At 67.1% G+C, this 13,855-nt stretch carries 13 protein-coding genes, 1 tRNA gene and 2 rRNA genes (1 of these 16 only partly in view); 6 read left to right on the forward strand and 10 right to left on the reverse strand.

From position 1 onward, the window contains the following. The 4 genes from E6C72_RS06345 to E6C72_RS06360 form a co-directional block, all read left to right on the forward strand. Positions 1-809, forward strand: a 23S ribosomal RNA gene (locus E6C72_RS06345); it begins 1,937 nt to the left of the window's first position. A gap of 149 nt (positions 810-958) precedes the next feature. Beyond that, a 5S ribosomal RNA gene (rrf, locus tag E6C72_RS06350) occupies positions 959-1,074 on the forward strand. A gap of 76 nt (positions 1,075-1,150) precedes the next feature. Then, a tRNA-Met gene (locus E6C72_RS06355) sits at positions 1,151-1,226 on the forward strand. Between the two features lie 212 nt (positions 1,227-1,438). Beyond that, positions 1,439-2,389: an MBL fold metallo-hydrolase gene (locus E6C72_RS06360; protein ID WP_109443726.1), complete on the forward strand. Its 951-nt coding sequence runs from the start codon at positions 1,439-1,441 to the stop codon at positions 2,387-2,389. Between the two features lie 15 nt (positions 2,390-2,404). On the opposite strand, the gene tyrS is transcribed toward E6C72_RS06360, so the two are convergent. From tyrS to E6C72_RS06405, 9 genes are all read right to left on the reverse strand, one after another. Next, positions 2,405-3,652, reverse strand: a complete 1,248-nt coding sequence (gene tyrS / locus E6C72_RS06365) for a tyrosine--tRNA ligase (protein ID WP_109443727.1) — start codon at positions 3,650-3,652, stop codon at positions 2,405-2,407. Between the two features lie 220 nt (positions 3,653-3,872). Next, entirely contained in the window at positions 3,873-4,532 is a 660-nt protein-coding gene (locus E6C72_RS06370) for a DUF882 domain-containing protein (protein ID WP_109443728.1), read from the reverse strand. A gap of 128 nt (positions 4,533-4,660) precedes the next feature. Next, positions 4,661-5,512: a DNA repair protein RadC gene (gene radC / locus E6C72_RS06375; protein WP_247876023.1), complete on the reverse strand. Its 852-nt coding sequence runs from the start codon at positions 5,510-5,512 to the stop codon at positions 4,661-4,663. Positions 5,513-5,686: 174 nt separating this feature from the next. Then, positions 5,687-6,250 (reverse strand): cytochrome b, encoded by a 564-nt coding sequence (locus E6C72_RS06380; RefSeq protein ID WP_109443730.1) that lies wholly within the window; start codon positions 6,248-6,250, stop codon positions 5,687-5,689. Positions 6,251-6,282: 32 nt separating this feature from the next. After that, a complete protein-coding gene (locus E6C72_RS06385; protein WP_109443731.1) occupies positions 6,283-6,498 on the reverse strand; it encodes a hypothetical protein in 216 nt (71 codons plus the stop codon). A 64-nt stretch (positions 6,499-6,562) separates the two neighbouring features. Beyond that, positions 6,563-8,053, reverse strand: a complete 1,491-nt coding sequence (locus tag E6C72_RS06390; RefSeq protein WP_109443732.1) for a HAMP domain-containing sensor histidine kinase — start codon at positions 8,051-8,053, stop codon at positions 6,563-6,565. Next, positions 8,050-8,763, reverse strand: coding sequence for a response regulator transcription factor (locus E6C72_RS06395; RefSeq protein WP_109443733.1), 714 nt, complete (start codon positions 8,761-8,763; stop codon positions 8,050-8,052). The genes E6C72_RS06390 and E6C72_RS06395 overlap by 4 nt, the downstream gene beginning before the upstream one ends. 138 nt (positions 8,764-8,901) lie before the next feature. Further along, positions 8,902-9,855 carry a hydroxyacid dehydrogenase gene (locus tag E6C72_RS06400; protein ID WP_109443734.1) on the reverse strand — a complete coding sequence of 318 codons (954 nt, stop codon included), beginning with the start codon at positions 9,853-9,855 and terminating at the stop codon, positions 8,902-8,904. 39 nt (positions 9,856-9,894) lie between these two features. Beyond that, positions 9,895-10,563 (reverse strand): 4-carboxy-4-hydroxy-2-oxoadipate aldolase/oxaloacetate decarboxylase, encoded by a 669-nt coding sequence (locus tag E6C72_RS06405; RefSeq protein WP_109443735.1) that lies wholly within the window; start codon positions 10,561-10,563, stop codon positions 9,895-9,897. A 309-nt stretch (positions 10,564-10,872) separates the two neighbouring features. On the opposite strand from E6C72_RS06405, the gene E6C72_RS06410 reads away from it, so the two are divergent. Beyond that, entirely contained in the window at positions 10,873-11,937 is a 1,065-nt protein-coding gene (locus tag E6C72_RS06410) for a tripartite tricarboxylate transporter substrate binding protein (protein ID WP_109443736.1), read from the forward strand. Between the two features lie 93 nt (positions 11,938-12,030). On the opposite strand, the gene E6C72_RS06415 is transcribed toward E6C72_RS06410, so the two are convergent. Beyond that, the gene (locus tag E6C72_RS06415; RefSeq protein ID WP_109443737.1) at positions 12,031-12,999 is read right to left on the reverse strand and encodes a tripartite tricarboxylate transporter substrate binding protein; all 969 of its coding nucleotides are present in this window, start codon (positions 12,997-12,999) and stop codon (positions 12,031-12,033) included. A 664-nt stretch (positions 13,000-13,663) separates the two neighbouring features. Here E6C72_RS06415 and ykgO point away from each other — a divergent pair. Beyond that, positions 13,664-13,789, forward strand: a complete 126-nt coding sequence (ykgO, locus tag E6C72_RS06420; RefSeq protein WP_012973122.1) for a type B 50S ribosomal protein L36 — start codon at positions 13,664-13,666, stop codon at positions 13,787-13,789. Positions 13,790-13,855 lie beyond the last annotated feature (66 nt).

A 13,855-nucleotide genomic window follows, 5' to 3' on the forward strand; every position in this document is an offset into this window, starting at 1 on the left:
TACAGCTTTGCAGTGGTGCTAGGGACTTCATGTGTAGGATAGGTGGGAGGCTTGGAAGCCTGGGCGCCAGCCCGGGTGGAGCCAACCTTGAAATACCACCCTTGAAGTCTCTGGCATCTAACCGTGGCCCGTTATCCGGGTCCGGGACCCTGCATGGCGGGTAGTTTGACTGGGGCGGTCGCCTCCCAAAGTGTAACGGAGGCGCGCGATGGTGGGCTCAGAGCGGTCGGAAATCGCTCGTCGAGTGCAATGGCATAAGCCCGCCTGACTGCAAGACTGACAAGTCGAGCAGAGACGAAAGTCGGCCATAGTGATCCGGTGGCTCCACGTGGACGGGCCATCGCTCAACGGATAAAAGGTACGCCGGGGATAACAGGCTGATGACTCCCAAGAGTCCATATCGACGGAGTCGTTTGGCACCTCGATGTCGGCTCATCACATCCTGGGGCTGGAGCAGGTCCCAAGGGTTCGGCTGTTCGCCGATTAAAGTGGTACGTGAGCTGGGTTTAGAACGTCGTGAGACAGTTCGGTCCCTATCTGCCGTGGGTGTCGGAGTTTTGCGAGGATCTGTCCCTAGTACGAGAGGACCGGGATGGACATACCTCTGGTGCACCGGTTGTCACGCCAGTGGCATGGCCGGGTAGCTAAGTATGGACGGGATAACCGCTGAAAGCATCTAAGCGGGAAACCCACCTCTAAACCAGAGCTCCCTTGAGAGCCGTGACAGACCATCACGTCGATAGGAGGCATGTGGACGGACAGCAATGTCTGAAGCTAAGCCTTACTAATCGCTCGATCGGCTTGATCTCGACCCCACAAACCGCGCCATGCGCAGCAGCAAGCCTGCTCACAAAACAGCAGCTTGACAGCACGCGCCGCAGTTCGATACTCCTCACCTCACTTGCACTGAACAAGCTACAAGCTTCGGAAAAACAGCGTCGGTCTTGAGCCTGGGTGACCTGGTGGTCATGGCGAGGTGTCAAACACCCGATCCCATCCCGAACTCGGCCGTGAAAAGCCTCCGCGCCAATGGTACTGCGTCTTAAGACGTGGGAGAGTAGGTCGCCGCCAGGTCACTCAGCCTCAAGAGACGCTCAACACAAAGCTCATGCTCGCATCTTCACAGTCCGTCACCCCACACTCGAACATCCGCGGGTGGAGCAGCCCGGTAGCTCGTCAGGCTCATAACCTGAAGGCCGCAGGTTCAAATCCTGCCCCCGCAACCAGTTCAACAAAAAGCCCGCACTCCAAAGAGAGTGCGGGCTTTTTGCTGTTCTATCTCCTCCCACCCTACCGTCCTCCCTTGCCATCTGCGACATCCGGGCGCCAAACGCGTTGCATGGTTTCATATGAAACGATATGGTTTGCCCAACCGATCAATGACGGCCGTGCGTCCCGTGAGGGTTGGGCGCATCGGCCGCGCCTTTGGAGAAACCGGATGTCCAAGAACTTCGCTTCGCACGCCGACCTCGACGAGAAGACCGTCAGCTTCGACAAGCTGTCGGACAACGCCTATGCCTACACGGCGGAGGGTGATCCCAACACCGGCATCGTGATCGGTGACGACGCGGTGATGGTGATCGACACCCAGGCAACGCCGGTGATGGCGCAGGACGTCATCCGCCGCATTCGCGAGGTCACCGACAAGCCGATCCGCCATGTCGTGCTCTCGCACTATCACGCGGTGCGCGTGCTGGGCGCCTCGGGCTATGCGCCGGAGCAGATCATCGCCAGCGAGGACACCCGTGACCTGATCGTCGAGCGTGGCGAAGCCGACATGGCGAGCGAGATCGGCCGCTTCCCCCGCCTGTTCCGCGCCGTCGAATCGGTTCCCGGCCTGACTTGGCCGACCATCACCTTCCGCGGCCAGATGACGATGTGGTTGGGCTCGCTGGAGGTGCAGTTGCTGCAACTCGGCTGTGGCCACAGCAAGGGCGACACGGTGGTGTGGCTGCCGCAGCAGAAGATCCTCTTCTCCGGCGACCTCGTCGAATATGGCGCCACGCCCTATTGCGGCGACGCCTATTTCACCAACTGGCCGGCGACGCTCGACGCCATCGCCGCGCTGAAGCCCGAGAAGCTGGTGCCCGGCCGCGGCGCCGCCCTGACCACGGCGGACCAGGTGCAGGAGGGGCTGCGCGGCACCCGCGCCTTCACCAGCGAACTGTTCGAGCTGGTCAAGCAGGGGGTCACCGCCGGCAAGGACCTGCGGGCCATCTACAAGGACACCTACGCCGCGCTGAAGCCGAAGTTCAGCCATTGGGTGATCTTCGACCACTGCATGCCCTTCAACGTCACCCGCGCTTATGACGAGGCGACCGGCCACGTCGATCCGCGCATCTGGACCGCCGAGCGCGACATGGAGATGTGGCGCCAGCTGGAGGGCTGACGCCACCGGTTCCGATCAGGCGGTGACGATCAGGCGGACGTGACGCTTGCGGCCGGCCGACAGCACGGCCGATGCGGTGAGCATCGCCGCCTCGTCGGTCACCGGCTGGCCGTCCAGCCGCGCGCCGCCCTCACGGATCAGGCGGCGCGCCGCCCCCTTGGAGACCGACAGGCCGGCCGCCACCAGCGCATCGACCAGCGGCACGCCCCCGGTCCTCTTCTCACGCGGCAGGGTGACTTCCGGCAGACCGTCGCCGCCGGGTGCGAAGGGGCTGCCGGCAGCCGACGTTGCCTTTTCCGCTTCCGCCGCACCGTGGCACAGGCGGGTGGCCTCCGTCGCCAGGACGATCTTCGCCTCGTTGATCTCGGCACCCTCCAGCCGTTCCAGCCGGGCGATCTCGTCGAGCGGCAGTTCGGTGAACAGGCGCAGGAAGCGGCCGACATCGGCATCCTCGGTGTTGCGCCAGAACTGCCAGAAGTCGAAGGGGCTGCGCGCGTCGGCGTTCAGCCACACCGCCCCGCCGGCGGTCTTGCCCATCTTGGTGCCCGACGCGGTGGTCAGCAGCGGCGTGGTCAGGCCGAACAGCTCGCGCCGCTCCACCCGTCGGGCCAGCTCGATGCCGTTGACGATGTTGCCCCACTGGTCCGACCCGCCCATCTGCAACAGGCAGCCGTGGCGCCGCGACAGCTCCAGGAAATCATAGGCCTGGAGGATCATGTAGTTGAACTCCAGGAAGGTCAGCGGCTGTTCGCGCTCCATGCGCTGGCGCACCGACTCGAAGCTCAGCATGCGGTTGATGGTGAAATGGCGGCCGACGTCGCGCAGGAAGGGCACGTAGTCCAGCCCGTCCAGCCAGTCGGCGTTGTCCACCATGACGGCATCCGACGGGCCGTCCCCGAAGCTCATGTATTGGCCGAAGACGCGGCGCAGCCCGGCGGCGTTGGCGGCGATCTGGCTGTCGTCCAGCATCGGCCGCGTGGTGTCGCGGAAGCTGGGGTCGCCGATCTTGGTGGTGCCGCCGCCGATCAGCACGATCGGGCGGTTGCCGGTGCGCTGAAGCCAGCGCAGCGCCATGATCGACAGCAGATGCCCGACATGCAGGCTGGACGCCGTGGCGTCGAAGCCGACATAGGCGGTCAGCACCCCGCCGGGTGCCGCGGCGGCAAGGCCCGACAGATCGTCGGCCGGATCGCTGCATTGATGGAGAAAGCCGCGTTCGCGCAGGATATGCAGGAAATCGGCGGCGTTGGAACGGGTCGGCATGAAGGACGTCTCTACGGTTGGCCGGGCCGTCCGGAGACTGTCTCTGTATGGGGAGAGAACCATGGCCGCCGGACTTGCGACGGCATGGTTTCGGGTATGACCGATCGACGCCGCGCTATGTGAGCGGCGGATAATACATCGGGGCGGCAAGGGCCGTGCGGTTGACGATGCGGTCGATCATGGGGACTTCCCTACACCGGTATGGCGGAAAGATCCAGCCTCACTTCCGTCCCAGCATCTGGCGGCGGGCGAGCGCGCGGTGGAGCTGCATGCGCTGGGACACCGTGCGCAGGCGGGTGCTGCGGGCGCCGGGGGCGAACAGGCCGTCCAGGTTCTGGCCGAACATCTCCCAGCTGCGCAGCGGCCCGGTGTCGATGTGCAGGAAGTGGGAGCGCGGATACCAGCCGACGCCGCCGCGCTTCAGGTCCAGAGCGCTGCGGTGCGCGTCGGGCAGGCGCGCGGGCAGGGTGATGTCCAGCGCGCGGCCGACCAGATGCTGGCTGTGTTCCGCCACGCCCAGGCTGCGTGCGGCGAGCATGGCGTTGGTTTCCGGCGTGCGGAAGGCCGACAGGATGGTCGCCTTGGACTGGCCGACAGCCTCCAGGACGTCGGCCAGGAAGTCGAGCGTGCCGACGTCGACCGGCCCTTCCTTGTTGGCGCGGTGGTCGCGCAGGAACTTGGCGAGGTCGGTCATCGCGTCGGGCAGCGGGCCGTCGGCATCGCGGTAGGGACCGTCGAAGGTCTCGCCGGTGTGCTCGTTCCTCAGGCTGAGGCGGCGCGGCGCGGCGGGGGCGGCCAGCGCGCGGTCGGACATCAGCACCAGGGCGCCACACCCGATCAGCAGGCTGCGGCGCTTCAGGGGGAAGGGCGAGGAGGACATGCGGTCGGTCGTTCTTTCGGCGGGTCACCGTCAGGTCAACAAAATGGCGACCGATTCGCAAATGCAAAGTGGCGGCGCATGGCGCGGCTGCATGGCAAGCGGGGGAAGACCGGCCGGCCAGAGCCGACTCACAGCAGGCGCTGCGCCTTGAAGCTGGTGTGCCGGCCGCCCTTGCCGATCACCAGATGGTCGTGCACGACGAGGCCGACGGCGTTGCCGGCGCGCACGATCTCCCTGGTCATCTCGATGTCTGCGCGGCTGGGGGTGGGGTCGCCGGACGGGTGGTTGTGGACCAGGATCACGGCGGCGGCCGACAGTTCCAGCGCCCGCTTCACCACCTCGCGGGGGTAGACCGGGGTGTGGTCGATGGTGCCGCGCTGCTGCACCTCGTCGGCGATCAGCTTGTTCTTGCGGTCGAGGAACAGCAGGCGGAACTGTTCCGTCGGCTCATGCGCCATGGCGGCGGCGCAATAGTCGATCAGCGCCTGCCAGGAGGCGAGAACCGGCTGGTCGATCACCCGCTGCCGCAAGGCGCGCAGGGCAGCCGCCCCGACGATGCGCACGGTGGCGATGGCGTTGTCGGTGCCGAGCGACACATTCTCCGCCTTCAGGCCGCGCAGCCGTTCCGGCGGGGCGTTGACCACCCCCCACAGGTCGCCGAAGGTCCGGATCAGCAGTTTGGCGAGCGGCTTCACGTCGCGCCGCGGGCTGACGGCGAACAGCACCATCTCCAAGAGTTCGTAATCGTCCAGTGCGTCCGGCCCGCGGTCGAGGAAGCGGCGGCGCAGCCGTTCGCGATGGTCGATGTAATGGGGGTCGCCGTCCTCGGAGGAGTCTTCCGCATCGGTGGGAGTGGTCGGGGCGGAGGGCGGGACGGCGACCGGCTCCTCGGTCGGTCTATCGATCGGCCCATCGTCCACCGGTGAGGACGGCGTGTCCGGAAAGGGCAGAAGGCCGGCGGTCAGGCCGGCATCGTCCATCTGCGCCCCTCTATCCTTGCCCGACTTCCGCCTGCGTCCAGCGCCGGCTTGTCCTGCCGTCCTGCGTCCTGCCATCGTTCGTCGCCATGCGTATGTATGGCGGCAAGTATAGCGTCGGAATGCGCGAGCGCACAGGGGTGGTGCTCGCGCCGATGGCAAAAGAGACCGGCTGGGTCAGTCGGCGAGACCGTGTTGCTCCCCCCGATGCCGGCCGGGCAGCATCCGGACCAGGACGCCGTCGCGGCGGATGAAATGGTGCCACAGCGCCGCCGCCGCGTGCAGGGCGGCAAGGGCGAGGATCAGGTTGGCGCCAAGCTCGTGGATCTCCTTCACCGAGCGGCCGAGCGTGCGGTCGGTCTCGACGGGGGAGGGGATGGTGAACAGGCCGAAGAAGGTCAGCGTATCGCCGCGCAGCCAGGTCAGCACCACGCCCACCAGCGGGATCGCCAGCATCAGGGCGTAGAGACCGAAATGGACGAGGTGGGAGGCGCCGCGTTCGGCCGGGGTCATCTCCGGCGGCAGGGCGGGGGTGCCGCGGGTCAGGCGCAGCACGATCCGCGCCAGCACCAGCGCCAGCAGGCCCAGGCCGAAGGAGATGTGCAGCCACCAGATGGTGGCCCGCATCGGGTGCCCGCGTTCGTAGAAATCCTCGCCGAAGGTCAGCAGATAGACGCCGACGATCAGCAGCGCGATCAGCCAGTGCAGGGCTTTCTGCGTGGCGCTGTAGGTGGTGGTCATTGGAAAACGCGCCTCCGTTCAGGCGGTGACAGTCAGGCGGTGATGTTCAGCGTGCGGCCGCGGTTGGGGTCCGTCGGCAGGCTGGGGGCGGCGCTGCGCTGCTCGGCGGCCTGGGCGGCGGCGCTCTCGCGCGTGTCGTTGTCGCGGTCGCCGTCGCTGTCGAGGCCCTGGGTTGCGGCCGTGGTCTGGCGGCTCTGGAGCGGCGACGGCATCGACGACGGAGAGGTGATGGAGGTGGCGGACAGCATCGGCGGTCATCCTGGCAGGGGAAAGAGTTCCCCACCGGTCTAGCCTGTCCAGCTTACGTGTGGCTTACAGGGCGCCGGTGGCGGCCGGAATCGGCCGTGCTGCGTCGCTTCGCCACGGCATAGGCGGAAAGCGCAGGGTGAAGCTTGCCCCCCCGCCTGGAGTGTCCTCGACGGAAATGGTTCCGCCATGCGCCGCCATTGTGCGTGCAACGATGGACAGGCCCAAGCCGGCCCCACCGGTTCCGTTACCGCTGATTCCGTTATCACTGATTTCGGGGCCGTCGGCTCCGGGAGTGGGGCGGCTGTCGCGGTCGCCCTGCCAGAAACGCTCGAATACGCGGGCGCGCAGCTCAGGCGGGATGCCGGGGCCGTGGTCGATCACCCGCAGCAGCGGCGCTCCGTCGGCGGCCAGCGCCAGTTCGACGCTGACCGTGCTGCCGGCCGGGGCGTGGCAGACGGCGTTCTCCACCAGATTGCGCAGGGCGCGGAACAGCGGGTCATGGGCGCCGCGGACCGGCAGCGGCCGGTCGTCGCCGATCACCTCGATCAGACGGCCCTTGCCCAGCGCCAGCGGGGCGAGATGTGTGGCGGCCTCCACCGCCAGCTGCGACAGGTCGACCGACTCGTCGGGAGCGATGCGCAGGGCGTCCAGCCGCGCCAGATCGAGCAATTGATCGACCAGCCTGGCCATCCCGGCGACGTCGGCGCGGATCGGGGCGCCGGGAGCGCCGATCAGCGCCAGATGGGCGTCCAGCACCGCCAGCGGCGTGCGCAGCTCGTGCGCGGCGTCGGCGATGAAGCTGCGCTGGGCCTCGTAACCGGCCTCCAGCCGGTCGAGCGCCTGGTTGACCGCGCGGACCAGCGGCAGCACCTCGCGCGGCATGCCCTGTTCCGGCAGGCGTTCGGACACGCTGTCCGGCCCGATCGCCGCGGCGCGGGCCGACGCGCGGCGCAGCGGGTGCAGGCCGCGGTGGATGATGACGAGATTGACCAGGATCAGCACCAGGGCGAAGGGCAGCCAGATCCAGCCGAAATGCTCGACGAACTCCTCCAGCAGCCATTCGATGTGCAGTTCCTCCTCGCCGGAGGCCACCTGGATCCAATAGGGTCGGCCGCCGACCTCGATGCGGTGGCTGAGGCCGTAGAGCGGCGGTTCGCCATTCTGGGCCGGCACCCGGAAGACGCTGCGCGCCCGTTCGGTCGCGCCGGGGTCGAGCGGACCCTCCACCCCGGCGGAGCCGAGCAGCAGCCGGCCCTCGCCATCGACCAGCGCGAAGGAGGCGGCATTCACCCGCAGCATCGCCTGGACCGACTCGGGCAGCACGGTGTTCAGCCTGTCGTCGGTCTTCCCGGCATCGGGGGTGCGCACCGCCTTCTCGATCACGCGGGCGACGCCGGACAGGGTGCGCTGGCGCATGCGGTCATGGGTACCCTTGAACTCGACATAGAGCAGCAGGGCGGTGGTGGCGACCGCCAGCAGAGTGACCAGCACCAGCCAGCGCGCGATCGAGGCCAGCAGCGACGGCGGGCTGCCTTTGTCGGTGCCGCCGCTCATTCCCCGCTCTCCGCCTCTGTCTCCGCCGCCTTTTCAAGTGGGCTTTCGGTCAGGATATAGCCGATGCCGCGCAGGGTCTGGACGCCGGCGGTGGCGCCCGCCGCCTGCAGCCGCTTGCGCAGCCGGTGGATCAGAACCTCCACCGCGTTCGACCCGACCTCCTCGCCAAAGCTGTACAGGCCGTTCTCCAGCGCCGCCTTCGACACCACCCGGCCGGCACGGCGCATCAACAGTTCCAGCGCGTCCAACTCGCGGCGGCTGAGGTCCAGCGGTCTGCCGGCGACGCTGGCCAGCCGGGCGGCCGAATCGAAGGCCAGGTTGCCCTGTTGCAGCACCATCCCCAGCGCCGCCCCCGGCCGGCGCAGCAGGGCGCGGATGCGGGCGACCAGCTCCTCCAGCGCGAAGGGCTTCACCAGATAGTCGTCGGCCCCCAGGTTCAGTCCCCTGACCCGGTCATCCACGCAATCGCGGGCGGTCAGGATCAGCACCGGCGTGGCGTCGGCCCGCGCCCGCAGGGCGGACAGCAGCGTCAGCCCATCGGCATCGGGCAATCCCAGATCGAGCAGCACGGCGTCGAACCCGGCGACGGCCAGCGCGGCCGACGCATCCTCGGCGCTGTGGACGAGGTCGACGGCGAAGCCGGCCTTGCCCAGCCCCTCGGCGGTCAGGGCAGCCAGCCGGCGGTTGTCTTCGATCAGCAGCAGCCGCAAGGGAGGGGATTCCGGAACCGGTGGGCGGGAGGCCGCGACTCTCCGCCTTTTGCCCGGCGACTGCAAGCCGGGCACGAAAAGGGCCTTTCCCCGCTTGCCGGCGGAGGAAGGCCCATTATCGTCGCGAAGCGGACGCGGTCAGACGATCGCGGTGTCCGGGATGGTGCCGTTCAGCACGGCGCGGACATTGTCGGCGATCATGTGGCCGGTGCGGATGCGCGCCTCGTCGGTGGTGGCGCCGATGTGCGGGGTCAGGATCAGGTTCGGCACGCCTTGGAACGGGTTGTCGGCGGGCAGCGGCTCCGTCGCATAGACGTCCAGCAGGGCGCCGCCGAGATGGCCGCTCTTCAGTGCTTCGGCCAGCGCCGTTTCGTCGACGATGCCGCCGCGGGCGACGTTGACCAGGATGGTGCCGGGCTTCAGCCGGGCGATCACCTCGGCGCTGACCAGATTGTGGGTGTCCGGCGTGTAGGGCAGGTGGAGCGACAGCGCGTCGGCGCTGTCCCAGATGCGGTCGAACGACACCTTCTCCACCCCCATGCGGGCCCAGACCGGATCGTCGGCCGGCACATGCGGGTCGGCGGCGATCACCGTCATGTCCAGCCCCTGGGCGCGGCGGGCGACATGGCGGCCGATGCGGCCGAAGCCGACGATGCCAAGCGTCTTGCCCGACACCTCACGCCCGATCAGCCGGCCGCGCGGCCATTTGCCGGCGACCACGTCCGGGGTCGCGAAATAGGTGGTGCCGCGCACCAGCATCATCAGGCCGGCGATGGCCAGTTCGGCCACCGACACCTCGTTGGCGCCGGTGGCGGGCAGCACGGCGATGCCGCGCTGTTGGCAGGCCGGAACGTCGATGTTGTCCAGCCCGACGCCCAGCCGTCCGACCGCCTTCAGGTTGGGGAAGGCGTCGAAGAAGGCGCCGCGGATCTCCGTCTCGTTGCGGATGCAGATGGCGCGGGCGGTGCCGCCCATCGCGTACAGCTCGTCCAGGCGCTTATACAGAGTCTCGTCGTAATGGACGTCGAAGTCGCGGCGCAGCTCGTCGACGGCGCTGGGCTGCATGAACTCGGAAATGATGATGTCGGGCATGGCGGGAAGACTTCGCTGGAGGGGCGGTCGGAGGACGGATCAGAGCGTGATGCCGGCGGCGTCGAGATAGGGCTTCAGGTTCAGAAGCTCGATGGTCGTCTCGCCCGCCTCCAGCTTGTGGCGGTAGGCCGCTTCGGCGGCCTCGCGGGCGGCGGCCTTCTCCAGCGTGTCGGCGGCCAGATCCTGGGGCACCACCACCACGCCGTCGTCGTCGGCGACCACGATGTCGCCCGGCGAGACCATCACGCCGCCGACCACGACGGTGGTGTTGACGTCGCCCTTGGCGTCGGTCTTGTTGGTGCCCTTCATGTTGGTGCCGCGGCAGAACACCGGGAAGCCCATGTCGCGGATGGCGGCGGCGTCGCGCACGCAGCCGTCGATCACCAGCCCGCCCAGGCCGCGGGCGATGGCCGACGCGGTCAGGATGTCGCCCCAGGGGCCGGCGTCGGTCATGCCCTTGAAATCCACCACCAGCACGTCGCCCGGCTTGGCCAGCGCCACCGCGATGTGGATCATCAGGTTGTCGGTCGGGCCGCAGGACACGGTCAGGGCCGGACCGCACAGCCGCATGCCGGGGAACAGCGGCTTGATCGGGTGGCCCATGGCGCCCTTCTTGCCCATCGCCTCGTGCAGGGTGGCGGGGGACTGGGTGCGCAGCGCCTCGACCGTGACGGCGTCGGGGCGGGCGAAATCCTTGTGAACGGTCATGCCGGGAACAGCCTTTCGCGAATGAACGGCATCCGGTGCTGTGCGCGCCGGACAATCCTTATGACGTGTGAACGCTGACGGTTGAACAAGTATTAGATTATCTGAACGAAACTGAAAACATCGAAACGAAGGTTGATTGCTGAAAAATCGCCTCTACGATGGGGATTGCCGCAAGAAGGCGCCGGATCGGCGTCTGCTGGTTGATAAAAAGCAATTGAAAGATGCCGCATCCGCCTGCGTGACGGTCCCGGGACGGCTTGCCGGGGCGGTTCCGATTGTAGGGCGGATGCGAACCGAAGGAGGCGATGTATGGTTAGGAACGCGCATTCCGCCGTTCAGGTTGAAGCGACACGGGCGGCCGGGACCAGCCGGATTGGCGCCTTCTCGCGCGGGTTGCGGCGGCTGGCTGCGGTTGTCGGGTGCGTCGCCGCCGGGCTGACGGCGACCATCGCGCTGGCGGTGCCGGGTGCGGCCTGGGCCGCTTATCCGGAGAAGCCGATCAGTCTGATCGTCGGCTATGCCGCCGGCGGCGGGTCCGATTTCATCGTCCGGTCGCTCGCCCCCTTCATCGAGAAGGAACTGGGCGGCAGCGCCCGGGTGATCGTGATGAACCGTCCCGGCGCCGGTGGCGAGATTGGCTTCGCCGCCATCGCCGACGCGGCACCCGACGGCTACACCATCGGCCTTATCAACTCGCCCAACGTCGTGACCATTCCGATCGAGCGGCATGCGCGCTTCTCGCTCGACCGTCTCGACCCGCTCTACAATCTGGTGGACGATCCCGGCTCCTTCGTCGTCCACAAGGACAGCCCCTTCAAGACGCTGGCCGACGTCGCCGCCTTCGCCAAGGCCAACCCGAACAATGTGACGGTCGGCACCACCGGCATCGGCTCCGACGATCATCTGGCGATGCTGATGTTCCAGCGCCTGACCCAGACCCAACTGACCCATGTGCCCTTCCCGGGCAGCGCGGATGCCCACCGGGCGCTGCTGGGCCGGCACATCCAGGTCACCTCGATGAACATCGGCGAATCGGCGCGGGCGCGCGAAGGTGACCCGATCCGCATCCTCGGTGTGATGACGGAGCAGCGGTCGGAGCAGGCCACCGACGTTCCGACCTTCAAGGAGCTGGGCTTCGACGTGAAGATGTCGTCGTTGCGCGGCCTCGCGGCCCCGATGGGCCTGCCGCCGGACATCCGCGCGAAGCTGGTCGACGCCATCGCCAAGGCGGTCCAGCATCCGGAGTTCCAGGAGATCGCCCGAAAGGCCTACCAGCCGCTGCGCCTGCTCCCTCCCGACCAGTATGCGGTGGAGCTGAAGAGCCAGGAGGCCACCTTCCGCGCCATCTGGAAGGAAACGCCCTGGCTGAAGTGATGGGGCCGGCATGAGCGTTGGTCCTGAGGGATATGAAAAGGGCGCCGGCAGATCGCCGGCGCCCCTTCTTTTTGTCCGAACCCTACCCGGCTCTTACTTCAGCCACGGGTTGGTCGCCCACAGCTCGCGCAGTTCCTTGGTCGACTCGGCCAGTTCGGCGGCGTACTGCTCCGGCGGCAGCAGGCGGACCGGCTGGTACAGCTCCTTCGCCTTGGCCTGGAAGCCCGGATCGTTGGCGGCCTTGCCCAGCGCGTCGACCAGCTTGGTCCGCACGTCCGGCGGCAGACCCTTCGGCGCCGCGATGCCGCGCAGCGACGACATCAGCGCGTTGAAGCCCTGCTCCTTGAAGGTGCCGACGCCGGGGGCCTGCTCCACCTTCTTCTCGGCCATCACGCCCAGGACGGTGATCGGGTCCTTCTGCTTGTACTGCATCGCCTCGCCGATGTTCACGGCGCTCAGCATGATCTTCTTGTTGGCCAGCGCCGCCTCGTTGGCGGCGGAGCCCTGGAAGGGCACATGGGTGAAGGTCACGCCGGCCTGACGCTGGAACACAAGCATCGCCAGATGGTCGTCGGAGCCGATGCCGGTGGTGCCGACGGTGACGGTGTTCGGGTTGGCCTTGGCGAAGGTCACCACGTCGGTCAGCGTCTTGAACTGTCCTTCGTTCTGGACCGCGAAGGAACTGGGATCGTCCACCAGATTGTAGAGCGGGTCGAGACGGTCCAGCGAATAGCGGGCCTGGCGCTCGATCGGGATGGCGTTGACGTTCGGCGAGTTGATGGCGCCGATGGTGTAGCCGTCGGGCGCGGCGTCGGCGATGGCGGCGAAGCCGATCTCGCCGCCGGCGCCGGGCTTGTTCACCACCTCGACCCGGCTGCCGTCACCCAGCTGCTTCTCCAGGAAGGGCGCCAGCGCGCGAATCAGCAGATCGGTGCCGCCGCCGGCGCCGAAGGCCACGATCATCGTGATCGGCTTCTCCGGATAGGCCGCCTCGGCGTTCGTGGCCGACATGAACAGCGCGCCGGCCGCGGCTGCCAGAGAGAGAGCTTTCCAGAACTTCATGATCCCCCCATCGATGATGCGTTGCGCGGACGGCCCTGTGCGGCACGTCCTGCGCAGGAGCGGGGCGGAGTCCGGGCCGATCCGGCACGAATCGGCAGCCATCCCGGCAAGGTCGGCTGTAATCATGCGCGGATGCGGCGCGGATGCCGCTGAATATCTGAGGATGTTCCTACATCAGCAAGAACAGCCCTTCAACTCCGCAGCATACGATTTCGTGTCGTCGCGTCAATACACCGCATAATATTGAGAAGGATTGGTGACTGTGCTGGGGTATGATAAGTAAATACTGTGTAATGGCTCGATTGTCTGGTGGGTTTTGTTGGTTTTGGCTGGGCGGTGCCAAGTCGAGAATCGATGGGGGATAGTCGTCTTCCGCTCACAGCCCGTCGGCAGCCTCTAACGCCAAGTTGTATATCTTCCATACCATTTATCAGAATGCCCGGCATATTGCTCTTTATTGGAGAACATACCGGGGTATCGTGTATTGAAAGTATGTGCTTCCGTCCATCCTTCCCGCACCTGTCGTTCCGGCGTCGCGGGTGCGGTGCGGAAAGCGGGCGGCGAAGCTCGCTGTTTCGGGGCGTTCCCGGGCGTTGACAGTCGGTGGGCACCGCACTATGGTGCGCGCCTTCAATCGAGCCGCCGAGCGTTCAGGAACAGCATCATGAAAATCGTCAACTCCCTGAAGTCGATGAAGACGCGCCACAAGGCCTGCCGCGTAATCCGCCGCAAGGGCCGCGTCTACGTCATCAACAAGCAGAACCCCCGTTTCAAGGCCCGCCAGGGCTGATCGATCCGCAAGGATCGATCGACTGCGAGGCCGGGCATCGCGCCCTGCCTCTCCGTCATCGGGTGT

It is taken from the genome of Azospirillum sp. TSH100 (assembly GCF_004923295.1).
Classification (GTDB): Bacteria; Pseudomonadota; Alphaproteobacteria; order Azospirillales; family Azospirillaceae; genus Azospirillum.

Coding starts and splice junctions, on each gene's coding strand:
- ykgO (WP_012973122.1), top strand. CDS start 13,664: ATGAAAATCGTCAACTCCCTGAAGTCGATGAAGACGCGCCACAAGGCC.
- E6C72_RS06370 (WP_109443728.1), bottom strand. CDS start 4,532: ATGTCCTCCTCGCCCTTCCCCCTGAAGCGCCGCAGCCTGCTGATCGGG.
- E6C72_RS06380 (WP_109443730.1), bottom strand. CDS start 6,250: ATGACCACCACCTACAGCGCCACGCAGAAAGCCCTGCACTGGCTGATC.
- E6C72_RS06415 (WP_109443737.1), bottom strand. CDS start 12,999: ATGAAGTTCTGGAAAGCTCTCTCTCTGGCAGCCGCGGCCGGCGCGCTG.
- E6C72_RS06400 (WP_109443734.1), bottom strand. CDS start 9,855: ATGCCCGACATCATCATTTCCGAGTTCATGCAGCCCAGCGCCGTCGAC.
- E6C72_RS06385 (WP_109443731.1), bottom strand. CDS start 6,498: ATGCTGTCCGCCACCTCCATCACCTCTCCGTCGTCGATGCCGTCGCCG.
- tyrS (WP_109443727.1), bottom strand. CDS start 3,652: ATGCCGACCCGTTCCAACGCCGCCGATTTCCTGCATATCCTGCGCGAA.
- E6C72_RS06360 (WP_109443726.1), top strand. CDS start 1,439: ATGTCCAAGAACTTCGCTTCGCACGCCGACCTCGACGAGAAGACCGTC.
- E6C72_RS06410 (WP_109443736.1), top strand. CDS start 10,873: ATGGTTAGGAACGCGCATTCCGCCGTTCAGGTTGAAGCGACACGGGCG.
- E6C72_RS06405 (WP_109443735.1), bottom strand. CDS start 10,563: ATGACCGTTCACAAGGATTTCGCCCGCCCCGACGCCGTCACGGTCGAG.
- radC (WP_247876023.1), bottom strand. CDS start 5,512: ATGGACGATGCCGGCCTGACCGCCGGCCTTCTGCCCTTTCCGGACACG.
- E6C72_RS06390 (WP_109443732.1), bottom strand. CDS start 8,053: ATGAGCGGCGGCACCGACAAAGGCAGCCCGCCGTCGCTGCTGGCCTCG.